This is a genomic window from Bowmanella denitrificans (genome assembly GCF_002887595.1).
In the GTDB taxonomy this organism is placed as follows: domain Bacteria; phylum Pseudomonadota; class Gammaproteobacteria; order Enterobacterales; family Alteromonadaceae; genus Bowmanella; species Bowmanella denitrificans.
In genome coordinates this window covers 35,756-50,643 of sequence record NZ_PEBU01000002.1, presented here as the reverse complement: position 1 = coordinate 50,643, position 14,888 = coordinate 35,756, and the positions used below count along the sequence as shown (strand labels likewise).

13 protein-coding genes are annotated in these 14,888 nt (G+C 48.0%); 6 read left to right on the top strand and 7 right to left on the bottom strand.

Annotation, left to right across the window (positions count from 1 at the left end; genetic code table 11):
• Positions 1-77: 77 nt before the first annotated feature.
• Both CSR04_RS03745 and CSR04_RS03740 read right to left on the bottom strand, forming a co-directional pair.
• Entirely contained in the window at positions 78-914 is an 837-nt protein-coding gene (locus CSR04_RS03745) for an alpha/beta hydrolase (RefSeq protein ID WP_102794920.1), read from the bottom strand.
• Positions 915-1,151: 237 nt separating this feature from the next.
• Entirely contained in the window at positions 1,152-1,493 is a 342-nt protein-coding gene (locus tag CSR04_RS03740) for a 5-carboxymethyl-2-hydroxymuconate Delta-isomerase (protein ID WP_102794919.1), read from the bottom strand.
• 110 nt (positions 1,494-1,603) lie between these two features.
• On the opposite strand from CSR04_RS03740, the gene CSR04_RS03735 reads away from it, so the two are divergent.
• Positions 1,604-2,206, top strand: a complete 603-nt coding sequence (locus tag CSR04_RS03735) for a Crp/Fnr family transcriptional regulator (RefSeq protein ID WP_102794918.1) — start codon at positions 1,604-1,606, stop codon at positions 2,204-2,206.
• Positions 2,207-2,251: 45 nt separating this feature from the next.
• Positions 2,252-2,698 (top strand): methyltransferase family protein, encoded by a 447-nt coding sequence (locus tag CSR04_RS03730; protein ID WP_102794917.1) that lies wholly within the window; start codon positions 2,252-2,254, stop codon positions 2,696-2,698.
• Positions 2,699-2,746: 48 nt separating this feature from the next.
• Here the strand turns inward: CSR04_RS03730 and CSR04_RS03725 are convergent, their stop codons facing one another.
• The gene (locus tag CSR04_RS03725; RefSeq protein WP_102794916.1) at positions 2,747-3,067 is read right to left on the bottom strand and encodes a hypothetical protein; all 321 of its coding nucleotides are present in this window, start codon (positions 3,065-3,067) and stop codon (positions 2,747-2,749) included.
• A 34-nt stretch (positions 3,068-3,101) separates the two neighbouring features.
• The gene (locus tag CSR04_RS03720; RefSeq protein ID WP_102794915.1) at positions 3,102-3,809 is read right to left on the bottom strand and encodes a helix-turn-helix transcriptional regulator; all 708 of its coding nucleotides are present in this window, start codon (positions 3,807-3,809) and stop codon (positions 3,102-3,104) included.
• Between the two features lie 303 nt (positions 3,810-4,112).
• Between CSR04_RS03720 and CSR04_RS03715 the strand changes: the two genes are divergently transcribed.
• The gene (locus tag CSR04_RS03715) at positions 4,113-5,984 is read left to right on the top strand and encodes a DUF1800 domain-containing protein (RefSeq protein ID WP_102794914.1); all 1,872 of its coding nucleotides are present in this window, start codon (positions 4,113-4,115) and stop codon (positions 5,982-5,984) included.
• A 4-nt stretch (positions 5,985-5,988) separates the two neighbouring features.
• Positions 5,989-7,347 carry a DUF1501 domain-containing protein gene (locus CSR04_RS03710; RefSeq protein ID WP_172449225.1) on the top strand — a complete coding sequence of 453 codons (1,359 nt, stop codon included), beginning with the start codon at positions 5,989-5,991 and terminating at the stop codon, positions 7,345-7,347.
• Positions 7,348-7,578: 231 nt separating this feature from the next.
• On the opposite strand, the gene CSR04_RS03700 is transcribed toward CSR04_RS03710, so the two are convergent.
• The 3 genes from CSR04_RS03700 to CSR04_RS03690 form a co-directional block, all read right to left on the bottom strand.
• Positions 7,579-10,197 (bottom strand): Ig-like domain-containing protein, encoded by a 2,619-nt coding sequence (locus tag CSR04_RS03700; protein ID WP_102794912.1) that lies wholly within the window; start codon positions 10,195-10,197, stop codon positions 7,579-7,581.
• Between the two features lie 150 nt (positions 10,198-10,347).
• The gene (locus tag CSR04_RS03695) at positions 10,348-10,974 is read right to left on the bottom strand and encodes a LysE family translocator (protein WP_102794911.1); all 627 of its coding nucleotides are present in this window, start codon (positions 10,972-10,974) and stop codon (positions 10,348-10,350) included.
• Between the two features lie 139 nt (positions 10,975-11,113).
• Positions 11,114-12,163 carry an OmpA family protein gene (locus CSR04_RS03690; RefSeq protein WP_102794910.1) on the bottom strand — a complete coding sequence of 350 codons (1,050 nt, stop codon included), beginning with the start codon at positions 12,161-12,163 and terminating at the stop codon, positions 11,114-11,116.
• Between the two features lie 305 nt (positions 12,164-12,468).
• Between CSR04_RS03690 and CSR04_RS03685 the strand changes: the two genes are divergently transcribed.
• Both CSR04_RS03685 and CSR04_RS03680 read left to right on the top strand, forming a co-directional pair.
• A complete protein-coding gene (locus CSR04_RS03685; RefSeq protein ID WP_102794909.1) occupies positions 12,469-13,491 on the top strand; it encodes a site-2 protease family protein in 1,023 nt (340 codons plus the stop codon).
• 64 nt (positions 13,492-13,555) lie between these two features.
• Positions 13,556-14,785 carry a DEAD/DEAH box helicase gene (locus CSR04_RS03680; protein ID WP_102794908.1) on the top strand — a complete coding sequence of 410 codons (1,230 nt, stop codon included), beginning with the start codon at positions 13,556-13,558 and terminating at the stop codon, positions 14,783-14,785.
• Positions 14,786-14,888 lie beyond the last annotated feature (103 nt).

Genomic DNA, 14,888 nt, shown 5'->3' with positions numbered 1-14,888 from the left:
CCCTGACAGACAACGGCAGACATAGTCTGCCGTTGTTTATGTGTTGTCGGGTTTAAACCCGGCCTACAGCCATACAGTTAGGGGTTGGAAACCTGTTCGGTTTGACCTGACTTGGACAGGTAACGACTGAAAAATTCTGCCTGATAAACAATACTGTCCGCCCAATATGGCCAGTTATGGCCACCCGGTTGTTCAATATAGGTATGGGCAATCCCTGCATCCAGCAGTGTCTGGTGTAAGCGGCGGTTGGCTGCTAAAAAGAAATCGTCCACTCCGCAATCCACGATCAACCCCAGTTGATGCTGCTTTAGCACGGCCAGACGATTAACAATGGCCTTTTGCATCCACGCCTGCTGGTTAACAACAGGATCGCCAAGTACCTCATTTAAGCCCCATTTACCCTCAAAACCACGGGGGTCCACGCCGCCACTGGTGCTACCGGCAGCAATAAAGTGCTGCGGATAGGCCAGTGCCACATTTAATGCGCCGAATCCCCCCATGCTCAGGCCAGTAATAGCTCGGCCACTGCGCTCGGCCACAGTACGAAACCGGGCATCGATAAAAGCCGGAATTTCTTCGCCAATATAACGCTGATATTGGCTATTGGCTTTTACCGCACTGTCCAGATACCAGCTGTCAATATTACCGTCCGGCATCACGATCAACATCTGATGCTTGTCGGCCAATGCTTCTACATCGGTACGCTCTGCCCAATTCTGGTAATTCCCACCATGGCCGTGCAGCAGATACAGTACAGGGTAACGCCTGTCACCCTCGGTATAACTGTCGGGTAACACCATCGTTGCCTTATGGCTGATGCCCATACTGTCACTGTTAATCTCCAGTACCTGCACGTCAAAAGCCAGCACCCTGGCACTGAGTAACAACAGCAGTGCGCTAACATATGCCTTCATTTACACTCCTTACAGCAATGTTCTTGTTGTGATGATAGTACCCTTTGATGTCAGTACGTCCAGTCCCGGGCATTCCCGGGCCTTAGCCACCAGGTCACAATTTTCATTTTTAATGCAAAAGTTAAAGCGGGTCTGGCGTTTCCGTCGTGCTGGTACACGCGCTTAAACAACAGGCGGTAAGTAACATCAAAATCCGTTTCATTATTCACTCCTTGTATGTGTCTTTTGCGGGCTGCTTTAAAGTATCAACTTGGCGTAGCTATCAGTATGGATATCCAGCACTTCGACGGTAACCGATACCTGGCTTAGCGGCAGCGTTTTAAATTTAGCCAGCACCGCTTGGCTCAGGGTATTTTTCTGCTCATCAGTGCGACCGGACAAAATACGCAAACTGATATGAATAAAGTCCGCCACCTGATCGCCCACCATATAATAGTCGCAGGCAATGGCACGACTTTTAATGGCCGACGGAGTAAACAAGCCAGACTCCACCGCGCCCTGGTATACGGCCTGTAACATGGACTCAGGCATAATGCGGCTTTCCAGCGCCTTGGAATATTCAACAATACAATGTGGCAAAAGGTATCCTTATGGATAAACGAGGACGCTCAACATAAATCCAATGACAGCGTTTGGCAACTGACATAAGCTGTACGGCCGCGGATAAAAAAACATCAATTGGAACTATTATGCCGAACCTGGAAAATCTCAGAAGTGCCCTTGGTCGCCATATTCAACTGGATGATTCTGCCTGGCACGCTGCTGCTGGCTGCTTTAAGCTTAAACATTGGGAAAGTGGTGAATGTATATTTCGCGCCGGAGAAGCACCGCAGCGCCTGTATTTTATCCTGGAAGGTCTGGGGCGCTATTATTACCTGACGCCGCAGGGCAAGGAACGCAATAAATCGCTAACCCGCCCAGGTAGCCTGTTTGCCTGCATGCACAGCCTGATAGCCAATCAGCCCAGTCCGTTTTCCACCCAGGCTCTCACCAATAACCTGACTGCCTGCATCAGTTATCGCGAGCTCACGCACCTGGCCGACAGTTACACCGCCTGGAACCACCTGACCCGCATGCTGCTTGAAGGACTGGCGATAAAAAAAGAACGGCGTGAAGCCAGCTTTCTGTTGCAGGATGCTCAGCAACGTTATCAGGGCTTTCTGCGAGAGTTTGGTGACGATGCCCAGCATTACCCCCTTTATCAGGTGGCCATGTATCTGGGTATTACCGATGTGGCCTTATCCAGAATCCGCGCCAAAATGGGCTTAACCCAGGTTAAGGAAACCGCCTGACAACCATGGCAGACTTTGCTGAAAAACCGCTCACCGGAGATGAAGATGCAAAGACTGTTACCCCCACAGGTATTTTTTCTGCTCGCTTTTACCATGGCGCCCGTTTGTTATTGGCTGGATGGGCCACATTGGTTGCCCTATCCTGCCAACCTTGCTGGTGTACCAATATTAATCGCCGGTCTGGCCATAGCCATCTGGCATAAACGGCTGTTTGTCCGCCAACAAACCAATATTCCTACCTTTGGCGAGCCGGATAAATTAATTCAGGCCGGCCTGTTTCGCTACAGCCGAAATCCAATGTATCTGGGGATGCTGACTGGCCTTAGCGGTGCAGCAATTTTATGCTTTGCCGCCCCGGCTGCCTGGCTACTGGTTGGGGTGTTTTTTGTGATGCTGCATTTCTGGTATATCCCCTTTGAGGAGGCCCAGATGCAGCACAAATTTAAACATCAATACGAAGCGTATTGTCAGCAGACTCGTCGCTGGCTATAAAAAATCGGGGCCTGATGCCCCGCCAATAGAAAAACGTGCTGTGAAAAGTTAAGCGCCGAGCCGTTGCCAGAAGCTGATATCCACCGATGCGGGATCCAACTGTTCCACCAAGGCCAGGGTTGCGGCATTGTCCATCCACATGGCACAGACCTGCTCGGCCCGGTCCTGGCTGTCGGCCAGCGCCAGATCCACATACTGACCGTCCGGCCCCTTAAGTAAATAATGCCCCAGTATGCCCTGCTGCTGAGACATAAACTCTCTGGTCACCCGGGCGTGGCAGGCCAGCAACTGTGCTTCTGTTACGCCATTTTTAAGTTTAAACCGGCCCCATTCCAGGCCGGTAAACTGATTAATATCTAAGGTATTCATAGTGTCTCCTTGTGATGGAGAAACCAGTTTAAGGCTACCCTGCTGACAACCTTGTGTCAGTGGCATCGCGTTTAAGGGCCAAGTAATCCGCCAGGGAAATATGCGCCGGGCAAGGCAAACTTGCAGCAGGCGTCATAACGGCCGTTAACCTGTCTACACGAAAATCCCGGTATTGCTGACGTTTAAAACACCAGGCACCCAACGTCCATTTGCCGCCCCAGTAAAACAGCCCCAGCGGCTGAATCTGACGCGCGCTTTGTTGTTCTTGTAATGAATGGTATTGAATCTTCAGCTGTTGGTTGTTCGCAATGGCGATGTAAAGCGCATCCCATCGCGGCAATTGCATAATGTCTACGGATTCATCCGGCACTCGCACAAACCGCTGCTGCTCCACTTGCCGTGTCAAAGCTACCGGTACAGCCGCCTCAATTTTGCCCTGTAATGCACGGGCCGCCTGCCCAAGCTGATGACCGGTGCGGGATGCCACTAATTTCACGCCCAGCATCAGGGCTTCAAGCTCCTGTGCGGTCAATGTCAGTGGCGGTAGCTCAAACCCCTCCATTAACCGGTAGCCAATCCCCGCTTCGCCATACACCGGAATACCTGCCACCGACAAATCGTCCACGTAGCGGTAGATAGTACGTACCGACAGCCCCATCCGCTCAGCAAGCTGTGCCGCCGTAATGGGCTGATAGGTACGTAATAAATGAGTTAGCTGAAAGAGTCGGTCGGATTTGTGCATTCTTGAGGCGGAACAATCTAAGGCTTAACAACTATTGTGCCGCAAGTCTGCGCGAATGTTGAGAACCGAGCTGTAACTTCACTAGCCACCACACTACCGCCACATTTGAACAGCATTAACTTAAAGGACGGCAATGCACCGACATATTCTGCAACAAGGATTGTTTGCCTTCTTCATTAATGGCGACACTACAAAGCAATCAATTCAGTGAACTATAAAAAAACTGATTGCAAAACACTCAAATCAAGGTAATTATTATCACAAAATAGAAACATAATTGTTACATTTTAACAGCGCAATTTTATGTTTATCAAATACAGAAAACAGCTCACCTTAGCCATCAGTGCTGCAGTTTTGTTGACAGCCTGCGGTGGAAGCGGCAAAGAAACTGATGTTGGGAAAAACAACCATATCATCACGCCGCCGACGCCCCCTATCAGTGAAACAACAGTACTGAAGCCGGATACGCAACCAGACCCTGTTTTACCCTCTCGACAAGAAGTGGATTGGGAAAGGGCTATCGAGGCAGCACAATTCTTAAGCCGAGCTAGTTTTGGTGTTACCGCCAAGGATATTGAATTTATCCTTGATAAAGGCAAAGAAGCATGGCTGGAGCAGCAACTATCCGCTCCCCTAACCTCTCAGGTAGAGCTGTTGGATAGTCGGGTGGAAGCTTATGGTTACCTCGCCGTCCCACCCAGCATGTATTACGACTCAGCCACCAACGGCGAGTGGGCCCGTATGGTGGCAAAGCAAGACGTGTGGTGGGAAACCGTGGTTTGGGGGCCGGATCAACTCAGGCAGCGTGTCGTACTGGCTCTAAGTCAGATTCTGGTGGTGTCACATCAGGGTGGCGGTATGTATGCCCGAGAACGAGGTTTCGCCAATTATTCAGACATCCTTGCCAGCCAGGCATTTGGCAGCTTTGAGCAACTGCTGTTGGAGGTCAGTCTTAATCCTATTATGGGTATATACCTTAGCGCCATTAACAATCCAAAAGCCGATCCGCAGCGCGGTATTTTCCCAGATGAAAACTACGCGCGAGAAATTTTACAGTTGTTCAGTATTGGTTTGGAAGAACTAAATCTGGACGGTTCAATCAAACTGGACGCCAGTGGCAACAGCATTGCTACCTACGATCAGAACAGGGTTAATGAGTTTGCGCGGATATTCACCGGGTGGAGCTTTTCTACCAATATTGAGTTCGCAGAGGGCGGAGAATTTGCCTATTGGCGCACACCAATCAGCAATGTCGAGCCCATGAAGGCATTCGCTGAGTACCACGATTCAGGGGCTAAAACGTTATTGCAAGGAGAATTCATCCCAGCCGGGCAAACTCCCATGCAAGACATGCGTTCGGCCATCCGCAATATTATGTCGCACCCAAATGTCGCACCATTTATCAGTAAGAAGCTGATACAACATTTGATCACCAGTAATCCCAGTCCGGCCTATGTTGCCAGAGTGGCTAGCGTGTTTAACGACAATGGTGCAGGGATGAAAGGTGACATGAAGGCCGTCATCAAAGCGATTTATCTGGATGAAGAGTTGGCTTTGGATGCTCACAAGGAGCAAGAATATTTTGGCAAACGTAAAGAGTCGCCGCTGGTTATAGCTGGCATTTGGCGCAGCTTTAAAGCACGCGGTACACCAGTTAAAGGCCCAAACGGGGTAACCATAGATACCATTCAGTATTTGCTTAATGAACCAACAGAAGAAACGTTTTTGTATGCGCCTACCGTCTTTAACTTCTATCAAACTGACTACTCCCCGCCAGGAGTTTTTACACAGAACAACCTGTATGCCCCCGAGTTCCAGGTTTTTGGCGGAGCGGCAGCAATCAACCAGGCAAACTTGCTGGCTAATCTTATTTATCGCCGACACTACGCTGATAAACAGCTTTACCTGAATACAGGGCAAGCCTCTGGCGCAAACATATTCTGGAACAACCCACCGGTAAAAGCTTTGCTGAACCTTGACGCAGAGCTGGCTTTAGCTGATACACCCGGCGCATTAGTCGACAGAATCAATTTGTTACTCACACAAGGGCAGATCAGCGAGCAACACAGTAAGTTAATTGCTGAACACATCAAGTTGCTGAATGACCCGTTAGAGCGCGTCTATGAAGCCATATATCTGATAGCTATTTCGCCAGAATATGCAGTGCAAAGGTAAGAACATGAAAACCCAAAATCATCGTCGACAATTTATCAAATCTATGGCGAAAGGCCTGGCGGGCACAGTTCTTGGCAGCAGTCTGTTGCCCCTTTTTGCCAATGCACAAAGCTCAGTTGGGTATAAGGCCCTGGTCTGCATTAATCTGCAGGGTGGCAACGATGCATTTAACTGCTTTGTGCCTATGGGGACATCAGCTTACAACAGCTACGCTGCAATTCGTCAGGAATTAGCCATTGCCCGCGAACAGTTGCTGCCCCTTAACAGCGGTCAGCAGCCTTATGGTTTACATAACCATTTGCTCGAAACGCAATCACTTTTTAACCGGGGAAAACTTGCTGTGCTGGCAAATACGGGAAATTTGCACGAGCCCATAAGTAAGCAAGCATATTTTGACAAAACAGCGTTACCACCAGCGCAGTTGTTTTCCCACCACGACCAAACCTTATACGCACATACGTTAAATCAAGGTACGCTGAGCAGCGGTTGGGCAGGCAGAGTGGCTGAATTGCTTGCGCAAAGCAACATCAACCAGCAACTGGCAATGAACGTCAGTTTGTCTGGTGACAACTACTTGCAGCGCGGTATCAATAGATTGCCCTACACTGTGCGCAGTAGCGGGGTCAGTATGATTGACCAGTTGTCGGAAGCCGATCCGACCGCCTTCTCCGCATCTCGTGCCAGGTTGTATCGGCAATTTCTCAGCAGCACCCGGCCAAACTTGTTACAAAACTATTATGCCGATGTGCAAATGGATGCTTGGGGGATGGCGCAATACGTTACAGATATACTTGATAGTCAGCCCATGCCATCACTTCCTATTTTCGCAGCGGCAAATACCAATAGTTTTGTACAAAGCCTGGCCATGATCGTAAGGCTAATCGCCGCACAGGACGCTTTTGAAGTTAAACGTCAGGTTTTTTATGTCAATCTTGGTGGCTTTGATACTCATCGCGATCAACTAACGCTGCACTCACCACTACTAATGCAGCTAGATCAGGGCCTGGGACTTTTTTACCAGGCATTAGAAGCACTTGGGCTTGAAAACAATGTAACAGCTTTCACTATGTCAGAATTTGGTCGAACACTGACGCGAAACGGTGATGGCACAGACCATGGTTGGGGTAGCCACCATTTTATCCTTGGTGGGGCAGTAAAAGGCGGGCAGATTTATGGGCAACTGCCAACATTAGAATTAGATAGCGATGATGATCTGGGCAGAGGCCGAATAATTCCCACCACCAGCTTCGAGCAATATGTAGCCAGCTTATGTCGTTGGTTTGGTGTAGCAAAAGATGACCTGAATCATTTGCTACCCAATTTGCGCAATTTCAACCATCCCGACCTGGGCCTTTTGGGTTAAAGCAGAGTCTGGTCGGCAACAGATTCATTAATGGCAGTACAGGGGCAGGGTCATCGATCTTGCCTTTCCCGAAAAGCCGCCGACTTTCTGTCTCCTCCACGCCCCAACGGCGAAGACCGTCGCCCTGTCCTGGCTTCGATTTGGGCCTTGAACCTGTCGTCACCTAAAACCCTGGCTTTATTAGTGGCCTCGCGAATCACGGCCAGATCCTGTTCCGGCATATACCTAAGTTTAGGTACGCCAACGTGCCTCAAACGCCGACCGGTGAAAGTAGCTAAGCCATAAAAGTGCCAGCCAAATCCACGGCACTGCCCCACCGCCGCCAGATGAATTTGTGCTTGCCGGTGGCGGTGTAGAGGCCTTTTCCACCCTAATCTGCACTTCGCTTTGCGCTGTATTGCCGTTAGAATCACTTACCTGGTAAGTAAACTTGTCTGTACCGCTATACCCGGTATCGGGCGTATAGCTGTAACTACCATTTACATTAAGGGTTAGTGCTCCGTTATTGGTATTCTCTAGCAAAGTATAAGTCAGGGTATCACCATCTATATCTTGACTGGCCAACTGCCCCTGATAAGTATTACCTGAGGTCATATTCACTTCTTTAGCCTGAGGCTTCGGCTCATCATCTACTGCTTTCACCTCTACTTCAATAATGAATGTATTAAAGTTCCCCTCCATATCCTTAAGCTGAACATTAAATATATCCGATCCAAAAAAGTCTTCGTTTGGGGTGTAAGTTAATATTTTCTTGTCGGAGTCATAGGCAAGGTTACCATAATTAGGATCAACTAGAATCATTACCTCAACATCACCATCATCACTACTTTCCAAGTTCCAGTGATAGCTTTCATCTTCATCAAAAACAACCATTAAGTCTCTTAAGACGGGGGCCATCTTAAGCTCATAATAAATAACCTCCCCGTATAAATATGAACTACCTAATACTTTTTTTGAATCACGGGAAATCCCTGAAGCACCTATAGTTTCAACATCCTCTTGTAAATACAAAAGACTAACATCTCTCGCTTCATCATTTATTGAATAAAAATACCTTGAAATTTCACCACCAATGGCTTCTTGCTCCAAAACAAGCGTATTACCAATTAATCCAGGTGTATTATAGTAACTTTCAATCTGCGACCAGCACTCAAGCTTGTAGTCTTTATTAACTTTTCCAAAACAGGCTTTTTTTCTTCCATCAAAATTTGCCAAAAAATACTCACCAACAATATCAAAGCCTAACAATTCCAATTCAGAATCAGATGTGCTGCGGAGTGAAAAAATCAGGTTTTCGTCCAAGCCATAAATGAAAACTTTATTCGGCTCGTCATTCATCTTTACAAGTAGCACAATATTATCATTTGCATGGTATAGCCTCGGATAATATTTATTATTACTGTAGAGATCTGTATCACTGTACAAATCTGGATCTATAGGATACACGACCAAACTCTCAGAAATTAAATCATCACGTTGCAAATTGTACTTTAGAATTTTACTTCTACAGGGTATATATAAGTCATCATCTTTAATCAAAAATTCATACACAATTGCACAATCAACATCTAATTCTTCTGTCTTATAAAATTCATTGTCAATTGTCAGGGTATAAACCAACAATTTTTTCCCAACTGACAGCACAATTCTATTTTTATAGTAACCCGGTCTTCCCCACCAACCATTTTCAGAAACATATTCAGAGTTCAAAACATTAGGTGTACCATTTCTATCAAATTTTAGCTGTAGTAGTTTCCCCCCTTTGTTAAGATAGAAATCACCTTCATAGTAAAATCCTCCGCCATAACTTCCACCACCATAGTCAAAATACTGCGAATAATGATTTTCTATATCAAAAACAACTGGGCCATATTTATCAGAGGCCAGATAGAGAACTCCATCACTATAATTGACAAATGCAAACCTACCAGCTCCATTCATTACATACGAATAATCCGAATCAATATCTTTTTCAAGCTTTCCATTTTTGTAAATTAAAGAAATAACACTTACAGATCCATCTATAAAAATCAATCTATTACCAGAAGCCCCCATCTGCATATTGCGTAATCTTGAGTCAATGTAAGAATCCAGCAAGTTCAATTCATTGTTCTCCACAGAATAGATTCTCACGACACTTTCCTTGATGAAGTATGCGGCTAAAATTCCACCATCCAGCAATCTTAGGTTTTGAATGTATTCACCAGTAAAAAGTGATAAATTTATGATGTTTTCACCTTCACTTTGGCCAACATTAATTTTTGAATAAAGTACCTCACCCTTTGCATATTGTTCTCCTCTGAATATTCCAACCATTGCATCATTTTCCTTACCTATGCTGCAATAAGTCAGATTCGCATTTTCTATAGAAATCGGTTCAAGAAAATGCAGCCCATCATTATCCATGCCAACAGTATGAATAATTTTCTTATCTGGCATAGTCGAAACAATATAGAGCCGCGAGTCGTCCTCAACCATACAATCAGAAAATAAACTTGCTAAGTCACGTTCAAGCACTAAGTTCAAAACACCTTCACTATCCAACTTATAAAACTGGATTTTGTTATCATATGTAACAGCCAGATGATTACTGAAGAGAGTTATTGCAGAGATCAGAGATGGTAGCTTTAGGCTGCTCACGATTGAGTCGGCGCCATTAGTATCATATACATCAACTCGTCCGGCTCCTGCTGCCACCAAATAACGATCTATACCCGCAACATAGTTATATTCAACCGTGCCCCAACGGCCCTTCTCGACTAGAGACAATGGTTGAGCGCTACAAAATAATGAAGCAAAACAGATAAGCAGACCCATAATCAGGCCTGAAAAAGATAGGCGCGATAACATCCCTGTACTCCCTTAAAGCGTATTTAATTTTTATATGTACAGGGTAGTTATAACGTCAATCGCAAGCTTTGTGAACAAAAAGTAAACTCTGTGGCAGTTGAACCAAGCCTCCAAACTGCCCCGCTTACAAAAACGCCTGCTGTGGCGGAATCAGCGCTGCTTCATCGCAGCCACCGCCAGCCCAGAGCCGATAAAAGTGATGCCTGCGCCAATATTCAAGCCGTTCACTACTTTGGGGCGGGCTTTCAGCCAGTGGCTGATTTTTGCCGCAAAGATGCCCATCAGGGCAAAACCGGTTGCGGTTAATACAGCAAACCAGACGCCATACACCAACATTTGCGTGGTTACCGAGCCAAGCTCGGGGTTGACGAACTGCGGAACAAAGGCCAGCACAAACATACCTGGTTTAGGGTTAAGTGCAGCGGATAGAAAGCCCGTAGAGAAGATACTGGTCAGGGACTGCTTTTTCACCGGCTCCAGGGTAAACAGGCTGCGTGAGCGCAGTACCTTGATCCCCAGCCAAATCAGATAGGCGGCCCCAATCAACTTAACAGCATAAAAGGCCACAGCGGAGGTTTTAATCAGAAGTGTTAAACCAAAGGTGGCGGCCAGCACATGAAACAAAATGCCGGTGCCGGATGATAAGCCAGAAAGCACAGCGGCCAGTTTGCCCTGACTCAGCCCTCTGCCGATGGCCAGCAGATTATCCGGCCCGGGGGACAGCACCAGCAGTACACAGGCCAGGCTGTAGGTCAGCCAGACTTCGATGGGAAACATGCTTCATTCCTTGTATCACTGATTTACAAGACACATGCTAAAGACAACGACGCTAAACCACCAGCCTAAATCCTTTACTGATTATAAAAGCAAGAAAAAAGGCGCGAAATCGCGCCTTTTTATGCTAACAACCTATAAATTAGCGGGTCAGTTTGACCTTTTTCGTGGTGCTGACCTGAGCATGAATACGGCGGTTGGCACTGTGGGCCGCCTCATTGTCTGCGCGATCCAGTGGGCGGGACTCGCCATAACCCACAGTGCTGATGCGCTCGGCGCTGATAGCATAGCGCTCTACCAGCAGTTTTTTCACGGCAGCGGCGCGGCGTTCAGACAGCTGCTGGTTATACGCTTCGGTCCCCACCAGAGAAGTATGACCTTCGATGGTGACAGTGGTATCTGGGTATTGCTGCATAAAATCAGCAAAGTTCTTGACCTGCTGAGAATCAGGGTTGGCAATCTTATGGCTGTCATGGGCAAACAGCATATCCAGCGCGCTGGATACGGTTTTTTCATCAAATAAGGTACAGCCAAAGGCATCTACCCTGTCGCCCTTAGGCGTATTGGCACAGCGATCCTGATTGTCATTAACGCCGTCGCCATCACTGTCTGTCGCAGTTTGTGCCGGTTCGTTCAATTGACTACTGATGTTTGAAGGGGTACCGCCGGATGCACTATTGCCACCAAAGGTGTAAGCCAGCCCCAGTTTCAAACCAAAATCAGTGAAATCCTGACCAAAGTCATAATAGGCAGCCGCTTCTGTGACCAGTTTCCAGTTTTGGCTCAGATCCCAGTGCCGACCCAGACCAAAATTCACCAGTCGATAGTTTTCACCCAGGTTCTGGTGTTTAAAACCGGCAAACAAATAGGTCTGCTTTTTATCGAAGTAATGCAGCGCGTCGATACCAAAGCGGTCGCCGTCACGATCGTTCAGACCGGACTCGGAGTCAAAGTTAAGCCGTGACCATTCCAGACGCGCGCCCCACTCAGGAGTGAAGCGAAATCCCAGCTCAGCGCCCAGACCAGACGCATCATCGAAGCTATCCAGGCTGTTAGGCTTGTCGTTGTCAACCTTGTAGTATTCACCAAAGCCGGCTACCCAGGCACCATATTCTGGAGTTTCCTGAGCCAGCACAGAAGAAACAGGCAGCAGGCTGAATAGAGCAGCCTTGATTACAGCATTTAATTTCATGAATATCCCTTAAAAGTGGAAGATGTGTGCGTGCAAACCAGGCTGATTTAACCTTTGTTTTGATTGTTTTTGGTTAATAGACCAACCTACCGAAAAATTCGGCGCAGGATTGTAGCAATATTCGGCAGTATAGGGAAATAGCTTAAAATCAACATGTTGGGTATTATACCTGCAACAGCTATAACACCGCCGAACTTAACGGCAAAGCCGATACAAGGGCGATCTCCGGCCTTAATTTATTGCCCTGCTTTTTCTGTCAGACAGTCTCCGTTACCATACGCCAGCCTTCTTACCGGAACCTCTTTATGCAAATACTTCAGGCCAGTCTTTATGGCCTTCCTCTTAGTCTGGAAATCCGCCATAGCCAACAATGCCTATTCTACTCGGGCGAACTGGTCAGCGAGCAACCTCATGGCGAACATGCAACTCACCAATTCGTAGCCGCCGGAATGCAGGCTGAACTAACATTAGAAATGCTGCCAGGCACACAAAAAATGCGATACCAGCTTAGCCTGGACGGACAGGCAACCCAAAAGGAAGAATTTTTACTTCCTGCAGAGCCCAGCCGTAAAGGCACCATCGGTCTGTTAGCACTGGGCTTTAAGTTATTTAAAAGTGCCAAGGTAGTAAAAGCGGCATTGGCTGCTGCTTCAGTAGCAGGTTATAGCTGGTTATTCAGTATTGAGTTTGCGCTGGTGCTGGTAGCTTGTCTGGTAGCTCATGAATATGGCCACGTGCGGGCCATGCAGTATTTTGGCATTAAAACCAAAGGTATTTATCTGATCCCCTTTGTCGGCGGCCTGGCCTTGTCCGACGATAAACTGTCAACCCGCTGGCAGGACGTGGTGATCTCCATAATGGGGCCGGTATTCGGCCTGCTGATGTCACTATTGTGCCTGCTAATCTATACCCTGACAGGCCACGAACTGTTCGCTGGCGCTGCGGTTATAGGCTCATTGCTGAACCTGTTTAACCTGTTACCGATTCTGCCGCTGGACGGCGGACATGTGATTAAAAGCATCAGCTTTTCCATGCGTTCCTGGCTGGGCCTGTGTGTGTGTCTGCTAGGCATGGTGTTTGGACTGTTAATTTCCTGGTACTTTGGCCTGGCATTGCTGGTGTTTTTTATTTTTATCGGTGCGCTGGAAATTGTGTTTGAATGGCGCAGTCGCCATCAGTCCTATTTAGTGCCTTTGAACCGCTATGGTCAGTGGGTCTCAGCCCTTTGGTATCTGGTGGTTATCGGCGGACATATTGCCGTTATTTATAGCTTCGCTGACACCGACCACGCGATACTGGCACTGCCCATGCAGATCCTGTCAAATTGATGTGCCAACCAGGCAGGTTCATACTGTATAATCCGCCCCCCGCCAGATACAGCATCGAGCACCCATGACATTTGCGCAATTAGGCCTGTCGCCAGCCCTGCTGAAGGTAATTTCGCAGCAGGGCTACCAAACCCCAACAGATATTCAGCGTCAAACCATTCCTTTGATCTTGTCTGGCCAGGACCTGCTGGCCTCCAGCCAAACCGGCTCGGGGAAAACCGCCGCTTATGCTTTACCCTTGATTCAACAGCTGTTAGCCGGGGCCCCTGCACGGTCCAACCATATCAGGGCCTTAATTCTGGTGCCCACCCGCGAGCTGGCCATTCAGGTAAGCGACTATATAACAGCGTGCACCTTGGGCATGCGTCTGCGTACCCAGGCAGTTTATGGCGGGGTAAAGATCAATCCGCAGATGCAGCGGCTGCGCCCCGGTGCAGATATTCTGATTGCTACCCCCGGCCGCTTGTTGGATCTGTTTCGCAGCAACGCCCTGGGTTTCAGACAGCTTGGCTATTTGGTGCTGGATGAAGCCGACAAGATGCTGGACCTTGGCTTCTTAGCGGAGGTCAAACAGATCCTGCATTTATTGCCAGCTAACAGACAAAGCCTGATGTTGTCTGCCACCTTTTCAGACGAGGTACGCGAGCTTGCCGGTAAAATACTGAATCGGGCTACTGAGATAGCATTGGACACCACCAACAGCCCGGCTGCTGACGTGCAGCAGTGGCTGATTCCGGTCGACACCGGGCGTAAGGCTGAACTGCTGATAACGCTGATCAGGCAGCACAACTGGCAGCAGATTTTAGTGTTTTGCCGCACCAAACAAGGAGCGGATAGGCTGGTAAAGAACCTGGTTAAACATCAGCTGGCGGCAGCAGCCATCCATGGTGACAAAAGCCAAAGCGCCAGGATCAGAACCCTGAATGAGTTTCATCAGGGCCTGCACAGAGTGTTGATTGCCACCGACCTGGCCGCGCGTGGGTTGGATATCAAACAGTTACCAGTGGTGATCAACTTCGATCTGCCGCATATCAGTCAGGACTATATCCACCGCATTGGCCGCACCGGTCGTGCTGGTCAATCGGGCCAAGCCATTTCCTTTGCCAGTGCAGAGGAATTTGACAATCTCAAGGCCATTGAGCGCCTGATTGGCCAATTATTGCCAAGGCAAATCGAAGTCGGTTTTGAACCAGGCTCGCCCTTGCCAGAGTCTATTTTGGATCTGCGTCCCATCAAACCGAAAAAGCCCAAGAAGCCGAAAAAACCCAAACAAGGCACACCGCCGCAAAGCTGAGTGGGTGAAAAATAAAGCTGGCTAATCCCTAAAAAAATCCATGCGGCCTGTTACCTGAGCAGGCTACACTGCATACACCTTAACGGACCTGGGTACCCTGTTC